12 protein-coding genes are annotated in these 15,940 nt (G+C 64.6%); 3 read left to right on the top strand and 9 right to left on the bottom strand.

The annotated features are described in order from the left end of the window. The first annotated feature begins 111 nt into the window (after window positions 1-111). On the top strand, window positions 112-399 hold the full coding sequence (locus CXY75_RS14730) for a DUF3073 domain-containing protein (RefSeq protein WP_104083553.1): 288 nt from the start codon (window positions 112-114) through the stop codon (window positions 397-399). 267 nt (window positions 400-666) lie between these two features. Here CXY75_RS14730 and purM read toward each other — a convergent pair whose 3' ends face one another. The 3 genes from purM to CXY75_RS14715 are packed head-to-tail and all read right to left on the bottom strand — an operon-like array spanning window position 667 to window position 3,839. Beyond that, window positions 667-1,797 (bottom strand): phosphoribosylformylglycinamidine cyclo-ligase, encoded by a 1,131-nt coding sequence (gene purM / locus CXY75_RS14725; RefSeq protein ID WP_104083552.1) that lies wholly within the window; start codon window positions 1,795-1,797, stop codon window positions 667-669. Beyond that, a complete protein-coding gene (gene purF, locus CXY75_RS14720) occupies window positions 1,794-3,383 on the bottom strand; it encodes an amidophosphoribosyltransferase (RefSeq protein WP_104083551.1) in 1,590 nt (529 codons plus the stop codon). The genes purM and purF overlap by 4 nt, the downstream gene beginning before the upstream one ends. Before the next feature lie 12 nt (window positions 3,384-3,395). Beyond that, window positions 3,396-3,839 carry a hypothetical protein gene (locus CXY75_RS14715; RefSeq protein ID WP_104083550.1) on the bottom strand — a complete coding sequence of 148 codons (444 nt, stop codon included), beginning with the start codon at window positions 3,837-3,839 and terminating at the stop codon, window positions 3,396-3,398. Between the two features lie 38 nt (window positions 3,840-3,877). Here CXY75_RS14715 and CXY75_RS14710 point away from each other — a divergent pair, with 38 nt between their 5' ends. Beyond that, on the top strand, window positions 3,878-4,795 hold the full coding sequence (locus CXY75_RS14710) for a ribokinase (RefSeq protein WP_104083549.1): 918 nt from the start codon (window positions 3,878-3,880) through the stop codon (window positions 4,793-4,795). 72 nt (window positions 4,796-4,867) lie between these two features. Here CXY75_RS14710 and CXY75_RS14705 read toward each other — a convergent pair whose 3' ends face one another. The 3 genes from CXY75_RS14705 to CXY75_RS14695 form a co-directional block, all read right to left on the bottom strand. Next, window positions 4,868-9,529, bottom strand: a complete 4,662-nt coding sequence (locus CXY75_RS14705; protein WP_146069487.1) for a lamin tail domain-containing protein — start codon at window positions 9,527-9,529, stop codon at window positions 4,868-4,870. Between the two features lie 166 nt (window positions 9,530-9,695). After that, a complete protein-coding gene (locus tag CXY75_RS14700; protein WP_104083547.1) occupies window positions 9,696-10,055 on the bottom strand; it encodes a sterol carrier family protein in 360 nt (119 codons plus the stop codon). A 17-nt stretch (window positions 10,056-10,072) separates the two neighbouring features. Then, window positions 10,073-10,276: a hypothetical protein gene (locus CXY75_RS14695; RefSeq protein WP_104083546.1), complete on the bottom strand. Its 204-nt coding sequence runs from the start codon at window positions 10,274-10,276 to the stop codon at window positions 10,073-10,075. Window positions 10,277-10,331: 55 nt separating this feature from the next. Here CXY75_RS14695 and purD point away from each other — a divergent pair, with 55 nt between their 5' ends. After that, entirely contained in the window at window positions 10,332-11,597 is a 1,266-nt protein-coding gene (gene purD, locus CXY75_RS14690) for a phosphoribosylamine--glycine ligase (RefSeq protein WP_104083545.1), read from the top strand. Between the two features lie 112 nt (window positions 11,598-11,709). On the opposite strand, the gene CXY75_RS14685 is transcribed toward purD, so the two are convergent. From CXY75_RS14685 to CXY75_RS14675, 3 genes are read right to left on the bottom strand one after another with little or no spacing between them, the layout of a single operon-like run. After that, entirely contained in the window at window positions 11,710-13,236 is a 1,527-nt protein-coding gene (locus CXY75_RS14685; protein WP_233201931.1) for an acetyl-CoA carboxylase carboxyltransferase subunit alpha/beta, read from the bottom strand. Between the two features lies 1 nt (window position 13,237). Continuing rightward, on the bottom strand, window positions 13,238-14,446 hold the full coding sequence (locus CXY75_RS14680) for a CaiB/BaiF CoA-transferase family protein (RefSeq protein ID WP_104083544.1): 1,209 nt from the start codon (window positions 14,444-14,446) through the stop codon (window positions 13,238-13,240). A 32-nt stretch (window positions 14,447-14,478) separates the two neighbouring features. Further along, window positions 14,479-15,846 (bottom strand): SLC13 family permease, encoded by a 1,368-nt coding sequence (locus CXY75_RS14675; protein ID WP_104083543.1) that lies wholly within the window; start codon window positions 15,844-15,846, stop codon window positions 14,479-14,481. Window positions 15,847-15,940: the final 94 nt, after the last annotated feature.

The following is a 15,940-nucleotide window of genomic DNA, read 5'->3' as shown; positions in this document are numbered from 1 at the left end:
TGGGGGGCTAGGCCCGCCATGCTAAACTAAGCTCTAGATTTTACACATTCCGTTCGGCAAATCCCGAGGGTCTCGCGACCTGCTCGGCCTGGCATCGTAAGGGGGTCACGCATGGGGCGCGGCCGTCAAAAAGCAAAGCACACCAAGGTAGCTCGGGAGTTGAAATATTTCAGCCCGGATACTAACTACAATGCGCTCGAGCGCGAACTGACCGGGCATCCGTCCGATCCGCAGCTCGACGAAGACCTGGCCAAATGGCCGGAGTACGAAGCGGACAAGGCCAAAAAGGCCGCCGGTGGCGACGCCAAGAATTCTGTCGACGATGACGACGATCCGGATGGCGACGACGACCGGTATGTCGACCACTACGCGACCGAAGACGAGAAGAAGCGCGCCTAGCACGGCCGCGCCGTTCGCGGCATCCTCAATTCGTTGCGTCGCTGCCGCCAACGTCTGCGATTTGTCAATCACGAGTCGCTCTGCTGTTTACCGCTGGCGCGCCTGGCCTGCCATGCGCTCCCGCACGGCACGGCAGCGCGTGCAGCAAGCCGGCTCGCCACTGTCAGCGAGTGTGACAGCGGAGGCAAGCAAGCGGCCGCGCCACTGTCGGCGCACCCGGCTGCGCAGGGTAGAAAACGGCCGCGCCGCGTGCGCCTGAGTCGGGAGCTAGTTCGCGTAGGCCCCGACGAGACGCACGGCTCCGCCATTGACGCCCTTGGCGCCCTGCTCGAACCCGGTCAGGTCGTGTGCGGCACGTGAAACACGCCCGGCGACCCAGGCGGCAATGCCGCTCGTTGCCAGTCGCGCAATAACCGATGACGCGGATGCCGCATCCACGACCGCAAACATGCCCACTCCGAGGTTCCAGGTTCCCTCCGCGCTTTCCAGCGTGGACCCGGCCATGTCGCCGAGCACCCGGAACACCGGTGCCGGCGACCAGGTGGACCGGTCGACCTCGACCCACGATCCGACGGGCAGCACGCGGGCGAGGTTGGCCGCGATGCCGCCGCCAGTGACGTGGCTGAGCGAGTGGATGGCTCCGGCCAACTCTGGATCACCCAGCACGTCCAGCAGCGGGCCGGTGTACAGGCGGGTCGGCTCCAGCAGAACCTCACCAACCATGCCGCCGAGTTCGGCAGACATGTCGGTGTAGCCAATGCCACGCTGGGAAAGAATGTGGCGCACGAGCGAGTAGCCGTTGGAGTGCAGGCCACTCGAGGCCATCGCGATGACGACGTCGCCGGAGAGAACCTTGTCGGCGCCGAGCACCTGGTCGGCCTCGACAACGCCGGTGGCTGCGCCGGCCACGTCATAGTCGTCTGGACCGAGCAGACCCGGGTGCTCGGCGGTTTCACCGCCGACGAGGGCGGTTCCGGTCTCCGAGCAGGCGCGGGCGATGCCGGCCACGATCGCCGCGATGCGCTCCGGCACGACCTTGCCGCAGGCGATGTAGTCGGTCATGAACAAGGGGCGAGCGCCGACCACGATGATGTCGTCGACGACCATGCCGACCAGGTCTTGACCGATAGTGTCGTGCTTATCGATAGCCTGGGCGATGGCAACTTTGGTGCCGACACCATCCGTTGAGGTGGCCAGCAGGGGCTGCCGAAACTTGGTGAGGAACGACACGTCGAACAGTCCGGCGAAGCCGCCGACCCCGCCCCAGACCTCTGGACCGTGCGTCTTCGAGACGGCGGACTTCATAAGCTCAACCGCAAGGTCGCCGGCCCGGGTGTCGACTCCGGCTGCTGCATATGACGCATTAGGAGCACTGGGGGCACTGTACGTATTCGTCATTCTGGTCTTCCCGGGTCACCAAACGGCACCTGCCCCAGTCGGGCGAGGGCTTCTTCTCTTCGGACGGCGGGCGCCAGCACGGCTTCCAGATCGGAATCCGGGCCGGGGTCGCATCCATTTGATGCCGCCGGTCGCTCGAGCAGGTTCTTGCCGAGGTGCTGTGATTCGGGCAGCGCGATGGGGTAGACACCGGTGAAGCAGGCGGTGCAGAGGCGTTCACGCGGCTGCTCGGTGGCCTCGATCATGCCGTCTTCGGAGAGGTAGCCGAGACTGTCTGCGCCAATCGACTGGCGCACCTCGTCGATTTCGAGGCCGGTCGCCACGAGCTCGGCGCGGCTGGCGAAGTCGATGCCGTAGAAGCATGGCCAGGTAATGGGAGGACTCGAAATGCGCACGTGTACCTCGGCGGCGCCGGCCTCCCGCAGCATGCTCACGAGGGCGCGCTGGGTGTTGCCGCGCACGATCGAATCGTCGACCACGATCAGGCGCTTGCCCTTGATAACGCTCTTGAGCGGGTTCAATTTCAAACGGATGCCGCGCTGCCGGATGGTCTGGGACGGCGCGATGAAGGTGCGCCCCACATAAGAGTTCTTGACCAGGCCCTGACCGAACGGGATACCGGAGGCCTGCGCATACCCGATAGCGGCCGGAGTGCCAGATTCCGGGGTCGGGATAACCAGGTCGGCCTCGACCGGATGCTCGCCGGCGAGCCGGCGCCCCATTTCGACCCGTGCTTCGTACACGCCGCGGCCGGCGATGGTGGTGTCGGGGCGGGCCAGATAGACGTATTCAAAGACGCAGCCCTTGGGGTCGGCCGTGGCGAAGCGCTGCGAGCGCAGCCCGTTCTCGTCGATGGTGATGAGTTCGCCGGGTTCAACCTCGCGCACGAAGCTCGCGCCGACGATGTCGAGGGCGGCGGTTTCGGAGGCGACAACCCAGCCACGTTCGAGGCGTCCGAGCACGAGCGGGCGGACGCCCTGCGGGTCGCGGGCCGCATAAAGCGTGGTTTCGTCCATGAATACCAGGCAGTAGGCGCCGCGGAGGAGCGGCAAGACCTCAAGCGCCGTGGCCTCGAGGGTATGGTCGAGGTCTCCGGTGAGGAGTGCGGTGATCACGGCGGTGTCGGTGGTGTTGCCACGGGCCAACTCGCCGTCAACTTGGGGGTAGCGCTCGCGCACGAGCTGCATCAGCTCGGCGGTGTTGGTGAGGTTGCCGTTGTGGCCCAGGGCCACCGTTCCGCCCGCGGTGCGGCCCAGGGTCGGCTGCGCGTTCTGCCAACTCGACGAACCCGTCGTGGAATACCGGGTGTGCCCGACGGCGATGTGCCCGAGCAGGGTACTCAGCGAGGCCTCGTTGAAGACCTGCGAGACGAGCCCCATGTCTTTATAGATGAGAATCTTGCTGCCGTCGCTCGTGGCGATCCCGGCTGATTCCTGGCCGCGGTGCTGCAGGGCGTAGAGGCCGAAATAGCTAAGCTTCGCCACCTCTTCGCCGGGAGCCCAGACGCCAAAAACCCCACACGCATCTTGTGGGCCCTTCTCGTTGGGTAGAAGATCGTGATTTAACAGTCCGTCGCCACCGGGCAAGCCGCAGCCTCTTTACTTCTCGTTGAACGCTTGGAAATCGTCGTTGGGGGTGCCGGAGTCAGGCTCAGCGGCACGCAACTCGTTGGTACCGTTTTCGTTGGTACTGAGTTTGTTGGTACTGAGTTCGTTCGCGCCCAGTCTATCCGCGACCACCGACATCTTCGAGCGGCCAATGATGCGGTCGATCACGAGGGCAACGACCGCTCCGAGGGCGGTACCGACGGCAACCCCGCCGAGCAGCAGAAAGCCGAAGATCGCCGCCCGGCTGTACTCGTCGTTCTCCGGAAAAGAGAGCGTGAGAATGAGGGCGAGTAGCACGCCGACGATAGCGCCGAGCAGCATGAAATTGCGGTACCGCGGCGCCCGATGCAGGGTCACTGTCGTCTCGGCCAGCAATTTTTCGTTGCTGGCGTTAGTCTCATGCGACGGGTTCTGGGGCTGCTCAGAAGAACTCACTCGTTCATTGTCCCATGAGCGGATGCGAGACTGATCGTATGAACACGATTGCGGTACTCGGAAGCGCCAACATGGACCTCGTCGTGCGGCAGGCACGCCTACCCCGCCCCGGCGAGACGATTTTCGGGGCCGATTTCAGCACCGTTCCCGGTGGCAAAGGACTCAACCAGGCGGTCGCCGCAGCGCGGTTGGGCGCGGCCGTGAACTTTCTGGGAGCTGTGGGAGCTGATGCCTATGGAAGCGAGTTGCGCGCGCTGCTACTGGCCGAGGGCATCCGTTCTGACGGGATCTCCACAGCGGATGCCCCCACCGGCACCGCGCACATTTCGGTCGTGGACAGCGGTGAGAATTCGATCGTCGTGGTGTCTGGCGCGAATGCGACCGTCACGACGCTCAGCGATGAGCAGCAGGCTGCCGTTGCGGAGTCGGCGTTTTTGGTCATGCAGTGCGAGCTGCCGATCTCCGTGTTGGTCGAGGGGATCGCTGCGGCCAGCACCGCCGGCGTATTCACGGTCTTGACTCCTGCCCCGGTGGTGCCGCTGCCGAAGGGGTTTCTTGCCTCGGTCGACCTCATCGTGCCGAACCAAATCGAGGCCGCCGAACTGACCGGGGAAAGCGACCCGGTGCGCGCGGCCGAGGTGCTCAGCGCCGGCAAGACCTGGGCTATCGTGACGCTCGGCTCGGAAGGATCGGTCGTGGCCTACGACGGCGAAGCGCTCGGGCTCGCACCGGCCCGCCCGGTGACGGCCGTCGACACGACGGCGGCGGGCGACACTTTCGTCGGTGCGCTCGTGGCGCGGCTGGCTGCGGGATTTGTGCGCGGTGCGGCGGTGACGCCCGACCAGATGATCGAGGCCGTGCGCTACGCGACGCTCGCATCCTCGATCGCGGTGACGCGGGCCGGGGCAACCTCATCGATGCCCACCCGCGCTGAGGTCGAGCAGATTCTCGTCTAACGAGTTCGCGCGAGCGCAAAAAGTGCCCGTGTGAGCTAGTCAATCGGGCACTTTTTGCGCTCTGGCGAGATGTCAGCGGCGGGTTCGGAGAATGCGAATGGCCACGAGAGCAATCACGGCTGCGGCGACAGCACCGAGCAGAATCAGCGCGATGGTCCAGATGTTGAACGGCGCGACGTTATCGACGACATCGACCTCTCCGACGACACCGCGATCGTCGGTGGGGGCGTCGGTGCCGGACGCGGCGCGCGGGGCGGTGGTCGAGGCATCCGTTTGCACTGCGGCCAGCTCTGCGGCAAGCTCTGCGGCGATCTCGGCCGCGAGCGCCACGCTGGCCGTGTCAGCGAGCGCCTGCGAGGCAGCGGTGAGCATGGCTGGAACCACGACCTTAGTCGAGCTAGACCCGGTGAACGCGGGGGCGGACTCCGGGGCTGGTGTCGCACGGGGCGCCGTCACCTCCGGCACCGTCATCTCCGGCACCGTCACCTCCGGCACCGTCACCTCCGGGACCACCACTGGCGCAGTGACCGTCAGGGTGCGCACCTCGGAATAGGCGTTGGCGCCGTATGAATCTGCGGAGTAGGCGAACCAGCCGTGCGTTCCCACGCCGGGGTTCCAGCTGGCGGTCACCGTCGTGCCGCTCGTCACGGCGTCGAAGCCGGCGATTTCGGAATTCGTCAGGATGTCAACGGTGAAGGCATCCGTGGCGAGGGATTTCTGCATCGACGTCATGCCGAAGGCCGAGTAGGGCACCGTGAATTCCTGGTGCTCCAGGTCGAGGGTGGGATCGTCGGAGTTGTAGATGTCGAGATACGGCGAGTAGGTGCGCACGCTGATCTGCTCGGCCACGTTGTCGAAGTGCAGCAGCCGCAGAAAGGACTGGCCGCCCTCTGGCAAGCCCTGGTAGTCGAACAGCATCTGGTAGACCGAGCGATCGGGGGTGCCGTCATCGTTGTCGTCGAACTGATCAATGCGGGTGAAAGCGTCGTGATAATGGCCGGAGAAGACCATGGCCACGTTGGCGTTCGGTGCGACGACCTCGTCGTAGATCTGCTGCGGCACCGCGCCGAGACCGCCGGTGGTGAGCATGTACTCGTGCAGGTTGAGAATGGCCGTGCGCTCGGGGTACTGGGCGAGCACCTCGTTCAGCCAGGCGATGCCGTCGGCGCTCGGCGCCCAGCCCAAGTAGAGCATGATGAAGTCAATTCCACCGGCCGTGATCAGATCGTAGTGGCCGCGGTTATCTTCAAAGCTACCGCCATACCAGGGGTTGGCGTCATACCGCTCGGCCCCGAAATTGGCCTTGTACGCCGCGTAGTCGGCGTCTTTCTGGCCGACATCGTGGTTTCCGGCGAGCACACCGTAGGGCAGCTCGGCGTCGTCGAGCATGCTGTAGGCCGCATTCGCGTTGGCCCACTGGTGTTCAGCTTCGAAGTTATCCACGATATCGCCGGTGTGGAACAGGTACTGCAGGTTCAGCGCCGTGCGCTGCTTCAGCAGGTAGTCGTGAATGTCGAGTTGGCGCTGGAAGAACGTGTCGTTGTAATACTGCGTGTCGGATTCCACGGCCAGCGTGAAGTCATAATCCGCCCGCGCGGTGTCGTTCACATTATTGACCGGCAGCGTGCTCGACCGATCGGAGAGATCGGCGCCGGCGAAGCCTTCGGAATGCTGAATCAGCACCGTCATGACCTGGTTCTGCATATGGTCGAGTGCTGGCACCATCGCGTCGAGGGTGAACGCGGTGGCTCCCTCGCCGATGGTCACGTGCCGGTCGAATTCCTCCCAGGCGCCCGTCGTCAGGTTCTGCACGTAGAGCAGCACCTTGGCGTCGGCGTTCGCAGTGCCATCCCAGCGCACCCGCGCGGTGAAATCAGCACCGGCATCCGCTGGCACATCAACCTCGAACAGTTGGTAGGGAAACTCCGACTCGGAGGTGACCGGCGCAGTAGCACCGTCGAGTCGCGCCATCGCTGTGACCTGATCATCGGTCAGCAGAGTTTTTTCCGCCCGATCGGTGCCGTTCGCGATGGCCGTGGTGCCCGAATAGCCGCGCACACTGCTGTCGGCAGCGGATGCCACGAATCCCCGCCGGAAGGTGACGTCGAGCTGGTCACCGGTCGGGTCGGTCGCCCGTGCGCTGAGGTCAATCGGCCCCTCCTCGACGACGGCGCCGTCGAGCGGCGTGATCAGTTCGTTGCCGGGCTCCTCGACGGGGGTCGAGAACACGGTATTCAGCACACCAACATTGCCAACCATGTCCCTGGCCGTAAGCACCAGGGTGTGTTCACCATCGGCGAGTTGGATCGACGAGGTGGCATAGGGCAGCTCGATGGCCCGGCCATCGAGGGTCGCGACGAGCGTGTCGAAGCCGGCGCCGGCATCCGTCGCGCCGCCCTCGATCATGAACTCGCCTTGGTAAAGCGTTCCGGCGACAGCGGATGTCGTCACGACCGGAGCCGTGTTGTCGACCGTCACCGTGCGGGTCAGCGTGTCGACGCCGTTGCTCGCCAGCACACTGTGCGCGCCGTCGGCGACAGCAGCGGTATCCCAGGAATGCGCGACGGCCATGAATGCGTCACTCGGAATAGTGAAGCTCGCATCGTAGAAGTCGAGCTTGCCGGCGCTGTCACCCATGTTGAGAACCAGGGTGGGGTCGCTATAACCAACGGGCTGCAGGCTACGCCCGTCGGGCAGCACGAGGCGGGGGTTGCGAATCTGAAAGTCGTCGTTGTTCTCGTTCGGGTTGATCTCGGGGGCAACCTTCGAGCCGGCCCAGACGCTCACGACGAGGTCCTCGCCCTGGGTCACGTGGGTCAGCGGTACCGGTGTTGCAATGGTTTCCCAGCCCGTCGGGATGCCGTCGTCGAAAATGTGTAATATGTCGGTCCCGGCCAGCACACCGTTTTGAAAGAACGTGTTCACTGCGGTGACCTCGAACACGAATTGGGGTGCGAACTCCAAGTCGGGGCTCGTATGCACGACCTGATTGTCGATGCTCAGGGTCATGCCGTCGGCGCTGCTGTCGCCGGCCGCCGAGAGCGTGGTGCTGCCGGCCACGAATTGGCCGTCGGTGACGTTGAGCCGCACCGGAGAGTTATCAACGCCGGTCAGGTCAACCCGTACCACCGGGGTGCTGCTCTCTGTGCTGCCGTCGTCGGCCGTGAAGTAGTACTCGTACCAGCGCTTGCCGGTGAGATCGACCCGCTGCAGGTCGTGCCGGTAGCCGTCGGCGCCGTCGGTCGACAGGTTTGTCGCCACGAATTCGGTGTCGATATTGCTCTTGAGGTGCACCTCGACCGTGCGAGCTTGTACGTCGTCGGTGACGGTGGCAGAGAGAGTGAAGTTCTGCGCGGGATCGATTTCACCGAGGGTGTGGTCGGTGATCGCGGGTGGCGTGCTGTCATCGGCAACGATTTTGAGGTCACTGGCAACCTGCGCCGCAAACACCGTGCCCGGGTTGGCCGCGACTTTGGCGAGGTTCAGCTGCCGCGCCGGATTGCTGCCATCGTTGCCGTACTGGATGCCGACGTTCGGATCGACATCGTCGACGCTGTTGAGGTTGTAATAGGCGGTGTTGACGCTGAAACCGGTATTGGTCAGAATCTCTATGCCGCGCGCCGAACCGTTGGCCATGCCGCCGGCGAAGACCTCGACCAGGTCGGTACCGAAGGTCAGACTCGACCCGAATGCGGCGTTGAATTCGGTTGCCGTGAGAGTGTCGTTCTGGCCATTTTTGATCCAGAACACGAGGGTGCCGCCGGGCGCGATGACCACGTCGCTCGGGGTGCTCGGCCAGCGCACCGTTGAGCTGTTGGTGAGGTCGGCGAGGGGATACAGGTAGTTGAGCGTGTAGTCCGCAAAGTTGATGGGGTCCGCGGTGGCGTTGTACACCTCAATGAACTCGAAGCCGTCGGCCGACCCGACGTTGGTGCTGTCCGGTGTGATTTCGGTGATCTGCAGTGGGGCGGTGTCGGCGTTGGAGGGTGCCGAGGTCGCGGTTGGTGTCGGCGTTGCGGTGGCAGTTGGTGTCGGCGTCGGTGCGGTTTTCGGGGCAGGGTTACCGGGGGTCGGAGTACCGAGTGATTGCACCAGTTCCTGCGACAGCGACGCGCTCGAGGCCGGGGCGCCGAAGTGGGAGCTGGCGTCGACGGCGACGGATCCGGTTGGATAGAACGCCCAGCTGATCGCGGCCCCTGTGCCGTCGATGATGCGGATGCCGCGATTGCCGCCATTGGCCATCCCCGACTGACCGGTGACCCGAACCACCGGATACGCGTCGACCGAATCGGTTTCGCTGGCGAAGTGCGCACGGAAATCAGCTTCGGTGAACGCCTGGGTATTGACGGTGGCGGTGCTGTAATCGAGCCAGAACACGGTGGTTCCCTCTGCTGCAATGACCGTGCCGGTCGGCACGACGAACGGCACGTCTTTAATACGGTCATCCGAGTCCGCAAAGATGTAGTTCAGGCCGACGCCCGCATCATCGACGTCGATATCAACCGTCGTGGTGTTGGTCACCTCGAAGAACTCGAAATTGTCGTAGCCCACGTTATCCGGGGTGATTTCGGTGACCAGAAGCGGTGGGATCGCCACGTCGGTTGCCGCAGCTGCCGACAGCTCTCCGGAACTGACCCCCGCTCCGACACCGATCAGCAGCACGAGGCCGAGAGCGGTCAACGACGGACGGAAGGGACGAGACAAAATGCGCACGGAGTGAGACCTTTGGTTCATGGGCGGACTCGCTCACGATAGGAAGCCTGGACGTCGGGTCGATGACATCCTGGTGAACGGACGGGGTCACCACCCACCCACTTCGGGGTGCCGCCGTCACTCGAGAGCACAAAAAGTGCCCGGATGGATGGGTCAAACGGGCACTTTTTGCGCTCTCGCGGGAGGGTTAGATTACCGGCACATGCCCGGTTAGGTCGGCGCGGGCGCCGGAGGCGTGGATGGCGCCGGAGGCTAGCCCGTCGGTCCAGCGCAGGGCGCCGGTGGCGAGCGCTAGCCAGGTGGCGGCATCCGTTTCGATGACGTTGGGCGGGGTGCCGCGAGTGTGACGCGGGCCGCCGACGCACTGCACGGCGCCGAACGGCGGCACGCGCACCTCGAGGGTGTTGCCTTCGGCCTGTTCGGCCAGCAGCTGCAGGGTGTATCGCACCGCTTGCGCGCGGATATCTCGGCTCGCGCTGACACCGTCGGCGAGGGCTGCCCGCACGGCCGCACGGCCTGCTCCGTCGTCAATTCGTGCTCGTGCCATGGTTCCAGTCTGCCCGATCAGGCGGCTGGCGTGTACTCCACGACGGCCAGCAGCGAGGTTTTGCCGAAGAACGCGCTCATCCAGTTGGTCTGGAGCGTCACGGCGACGATGCGCGCGTCAGGCAGGGGAATCAGCGCCAGGCGCAGGGCCTCCGAGGCGTTCTCCAAGCTGTAGCCGGGAACGCTGACGGTCACAAGTGTTTGAGTGGGGATGAGGGCCATGCCCACACCCTATTCCTGGGGCTGGTGGCCCCGAGGCATCGGGTAGCCTGAAACGGTGAAAATTTTGGTCCTTGGTTCCGGTGCCCGCGAGCACGCCATCATCACCGCGCTGCTCCGTGAGCAGCCGCGGCCGAGCGTCGAGTGTGCGCCCGGCAACGCCGGCATTGCGGCCGAGGTTCCGGTCGTCGCCCTCGACCCCAACGACCCGGTCGCCGTGACCGACTATGCCGTGCTGAACAGCATCGAACTCGTCGTCATCGGGCCGGAGGCTCCGCTCGTTGCCGGCGTCGCCGATGCCCTGCGCACCCGCGGCATAGCCGTGTTCGGGCCCGACCGGGCCGCCGCCGCGCTCGAAGGAAGCAAAACCTTCGCCAAACGCATCATGGATGAAGCCGGCGTTCCCACCGGCCGCGCCGTGCGCGCCGGAACCCTCGCCGAAGCCGAAGCCGCCCTCGACGAATTCGGCGCGCCGTACGTCGTCAAGGCCGACGGCCTCGCCGCCGGCAAGGGTGTGCTGGTCACCGAGGATCGCGCCGCAGGCCTCGCCCACGCCACGTTCTGGCTCGAACACGGCAGCGTTCTGATCGAAGAATTTCTCGACGGCCAGGAGATTTCGCTCTTTCTGCTCAGCGACGGACAGAATGTGCTGCCACTCTCCCCCGCTCAGGACTACAAACGTGCCCTCGACCGCGACGCCGGGCCCAACACCGGCGGCATGGGCGCCTACTCGCCGCTGCCCTGGCTCGACGCCCAGTTCGGCAGCGAGAACGAGTTCGTCGACGAGATCATCGCAACCGTCGCGCTGCCGACCGTGCGCCAGCTCGCGGCGGAGAGCACCCCGTTCGTCGGGCTGCTCTACTGTGGGCTTATTTTGACGGATGCCGGCATCCGCGTGATCGAGTTCAACGCGCGCTTTGGAGATCCAGAGACGCAGGTCGTGCTGCCGCGCCTGCTGACGCCCCTGTCGGGCCTGCTGTTCGCGGCGGCGACCGGCGGTCTCGGCGCGTTGGCCCGGCCGGAGTTTTCCGCGGATGTGGCCGTGACCGTGGTGCTCGCGAGCGAAAATTACCCACAAGATCCGCTGGTCGGGCGCGAGATCACCGGACTTGCTGCCGCTCTGTCTGGTCACGGTGTCACGATCGCTCACGCGGCAACGGCCCTCATCGACGGTGCCCTCGTGTCGACCGGCGGTCGAGTGCTCAGCGTCGTCGCAGTCGGCGATTCCTTCACCCAGGCCAGAGCCCGGGCCTACGAGGCCATCGGTCAGGTGCACCTCGCCGGTGCCCACTTTCGTACGGACATCGCCGCCCGGGTCACCTGACCCTTGGCATCCGCTCGGCGAGCCGTGAGGTTGAGGTCGAATTTCACAAGCAGCAGAGCCCGGCTCACGGCTCGACGCGAAATTCGGCCCCGATGCCATCGCCATAGTGGGTTCAGGCGCGCCGTCCCATCGCACGGAACTTCGACACTCTGCGCAGCAGCAGCTCGTCAACGGACACGCTCGAGAGCGTGGACAACTCGTATTCGATGGCCGCGGCCATCCGCTTGCAGAATGCCTTTCCTTCTTCGGCTGCATCCGGACGCTCGTCGACAATGTGGTCGACGATCCCGTTGGCATAGAGCGACGCAACGTTCACGCCCTGTGCCTCCGACATGGCCGGGGCGAATTCCGTCGTACGGTGCACGATGGCACTCGCGCCCTCGGGCGGCAGCGGTGACAGCCAGGAATGCTGTGCGGCGATGGTGCGGTCGGCCGGCAACAGCGCGAGCGCCCCACCACCAGCTCCCTGGCCGAGCAAAACCGACACGCTGGCCGAGCGCAGCCCGATGAGTTCGTGCAGCGAGCGGGCAATTTCACCGGCCATCCCGCCTTCCTCGGACTCCTTCGACAGGGCGGCCCCTGCCGTATCGATCACGGTCAGCAGCGGCAGGCCGAGTTCTTCAGCCAGACGCATTCCCCGTCGGGCCTCGCGCAGCGACGCCGGGCCCATCGAGGTATCTTGCGACGGCCGCGGGCGGATATGGCCGAGAACGATGCAGCTCTGCTGCCCGAACCTAGCCATGGCGAGCATGAGCCCCGGATCGTTCTCGCCCTCGCCCGTACCGTTGAGCGGCAGTACGTCGTGGGCGCCATAGGCGAGCAGCTGGCGCAGGTCGGGCCGGCGCGGGTTGCGCGAGATTTGGATGGATTGCCACGCGCCAACAGAAGCTGGCCGCACCTGCACGGTCTCCGGGACTGCCACCGGGGTGGCCGGTTTGCCGGTGAGGATGGTGAGCGCCCGGTCGACGATTTCCGGCAGCTGTTCGGGTGTCACAACGGCGTCGATCAGTCCTTGGTTGTACAGATTTTCGGCGACCTGCACGTTCTCCGGAAACTTCTTTCCGTAGAGCGCCTCATACACGCGCGGACCCAGGAATCCGAGTAGCGCGCCGGGCTCGGCCACCGTGACATGCCCGAGCGAACCCCATGACGCCATGACACCGCCCGTGGTGGGGTGACGCAGGTAGACGAGATACGGATGCCCCGCCTCTCGGTGCGCCCGCACGGCGGCGGTGATCTTCACCATGGAGAGAAAGGCGAGTGTGCCCTCCTGCATGCGGGTACCGCCGGAGGCTGGCCCGGCCAATACCGGTAAACCGTCGCGGGTTGCTCGTTCGATCGCGTCGACAATACGGTCCGCGGCGGAGAGCCCGATCGATCCGGCCAAAAACGCGAACTCACTCACCACGATTGCTACCCGGTGCCCGCGGATCAGGCCCTCGCCCGTCAGCACAGATTCGTCGGTTCCACTTTTCTGACGCGCCTTCACCAAATCAAGCCGGTACGCCTCGTTCGGGTCGGGATCAACCACGGGCTGGTCCCAGCTCGAGAATGATCCGTCATCGAGTACCACCCCAATGAGTTCGGCGGCGCTGAGGTGGCGGGTTTTCGGTTCGATCAACACGTTTTCATCCGACACGTTAATTACCTTCCGTGGAGCGATTGAGCCAGTCGCGTATTTCGGTGCCGTGCTGATTCAGCACGGGTGGAGCAGAATGAGTGGTGTTGGTCATTTCGGCAGTATCGGCGGGGCCGAAGAACCGCAGCGGCGGGCCCGGGAGGCTGATTTGGCCGAGCACCTCATGCTCGACGTCGATCAACAGCCCCTGCGACAAAACCTGGTCCCACTTATAAACCTCATCAAGTGAGCGCACCTTTCCGGCTGGAATCCCGGCGTCGCCGAGCTTCTGCAGCAGCGGCTCGGCGTCGAAATGAGCGAAGGCATCCGTTATCGCAGCCTTGAGACCGTCCCGATTGCGCACTCGGTGCGCGTTGGTAGCCCACTCGGCTCGGTCGGGATCGAGACCGAACTCGGCCGCGAAGGTTGCCCAGAGCTTCTCACTGCCGATGCTGATCTGTACACTGCCGTCGCGGCATGCGAACAGGCCGTAGGGTGCGATCGACGGATGATGGTTGCCCTGGGCCTCTGGCACCTCGCCCGCCACCGTGGTACGGGTGCCCTGGAAAGCGTGCACTCCCACGAGCGCGGCCAAAAGCGAGGTGCGAACGATCTGGCCCTCCCCCGTGCGCTCGCGCTGGAGCAGGGCCGCGAGGAGCCCGAAGGCCCCGTACATGCCCGAGAGCAGATCGGCGATCGGCACTCCCACCCGCTGCGGGTCATCGGGGCCGGATCCGGTGAGCGACATGAGGCCGGCTTCGCCCTGCAGAATCTGGTCGTAGCCGCTGCGACTCGCCTCGGGGCCGTCATGGCCGAAACCAGTGATGGAGAGGATAACGAGCGACGGGTTGAGCTCGTGCATCGCCTGGGGCGAGAAGCCGAGGCGCTCCAGAACACCGGGACGGAAGTTCTCGACCACCACGTCGGCGCGCAGCAGCAAGTCGCGCAGCACCGCACGGCCATCGTCGCTCTTCAGATCGAGGGCGATTGACTCTTTGTTGCGGTTGCAGGAGAGAAAATACGTGGATTGCAAATCGTCGTCGGGACCGACGAACGGCGGTCCCCAGCCTCGGGTGTCGTCTCCCGTGCCGGGATTTTCCACCTTGATGACGCGTGCTCCGAGGTCGGCGAGCATCATGCTCGCGTGCGGCCCAGCCAGGGCCCGGCTGAGGTCAACGACCAGATAGCCCTCGAGCGGACCCCGCGCTCGGGCCTGTGTGTCCGTACTCATATTCAGTCCCTTCTCGATGTGCGGTGTGCGATCTATAGCCAGCCGGGTACGACCAGCACCGCCCAGGCGATGACGGGGCCGGCCACCACGACGATTCCGCTGTACGCGAGGATCTGCTTGTAGAAGCGGTCCTTGTCGACGTCGTCCGGGGCGTTGGCCAGCACGAGAGCACCGTTCGTGGAGAACGGCGACACATCCACAATGGTCGATGCCACAGCGAGGGCACAGATAACGCCGATCGCGCCGATTTCCCCGCTGGCCAAAAACGGTACCGCAAGTGGAATCAGGGCGGCCAGGATGGCTGTCGACGAGGCGAAGGCCGAAACGACAGCTCCGATGTAGCAAATCAACAGCGCGGCGAGCAGCGGCATACCGAGGTTGGCGACGGCGTCCGACACGTATTCGATGGTTCCAGCCTCTTCGAGCACGCCAACGAAGGTGAGCATGCCACAGATGAGCAGTACCGTCGACCAGCTGATCTTGTTGACGGCACCCTTCTGCGCCGCGGGCGAGACCAGAGCGAGGATGACGGCGATCGTAATGGCCACGAAACCCACGTCGATTTTGAAGCCGAGGGCGATCACGGCCAGCGCAATGAGACCGGCCACGGTAATCAGCTGAGGAATGCGTTCCGCCCGGTTCGGCGTCTCCTGAGCGTTATCACCGGCGGGGTCGCGCGGGCCATAGATGCCGGAGCCAAAGCCCTTGAACGCCACGTCGCCGCCGCTCCGGGCCCGCACACTGACTGCCATGCGAGCTTCGGCTGCCTGCTCGACGAAGTGTCCGACCCTGCTCGATATGAGCCCCCGCCCACCGAGCACGATAAACAGTACGACGGCGATCAGAAAGTTGAAGATGAGGCTCGACAGGAACACCGCGGTCGGGCTTGCGTCGAGCCCAGTCGTCGAGATCAGGCTGTTCACGATCACGCCATACACGGCGATCGGGGAGAATCCACCGCCCTGGGCCCCATGAATCACCATCATGCCCATCAGTAGTGGGCTGATCTTGTACTTGCGAGCGAAACCGAGCGCGATCGGTGCCACGATGGCCACCGCAGCCGGAGACAGGGCGCCGACAGCGGTGATCACTGCCGTGATGACGAACATGATCCAGGGAATGAGGGCCACTCGTCCACCGACAAGACGCACCGAACCGCGCACGAGCAGATCGATCGTGCCGTTGCCCTGCGCGATCGCGAAGAGGTAGGTGACTCCCACAAGGGTGAGGAAGAGACCGCCTGGAAAATTGGCGAGAATATCGGTCGTTTCCATGCCGAGAATAACGGCGCCGAGCAGAAAAGCACCAACGAAAGCCAGCGCCCCCATATTGACGGGAAGCAGCGTGGCGGTCAGAAACATCACCGCCAGGATGATGATCGAGATGATGGGAGCGGACATCTTTGTTCCTCCAGGATTTAACGAATGTGGGCTATTGGCTCACTGGCCTAGCCTCCTAGATAGTAGGTGAGTTTGTCAATACCCGTGTACCATG

This window comes from Cryobacterium sp. Y11 (assembly GCF_002929535.1).
Taxonomy (GTDB): Bacteria; Actinomycetota; Actinomycetes; order Actinomycetales; family Microbacteriaceae; genus Cryobacterium.
Note: the sequence above shows the minus strand (reverse complement) of the source record. Positions and strands in the feature narration are given on the sequence as shown.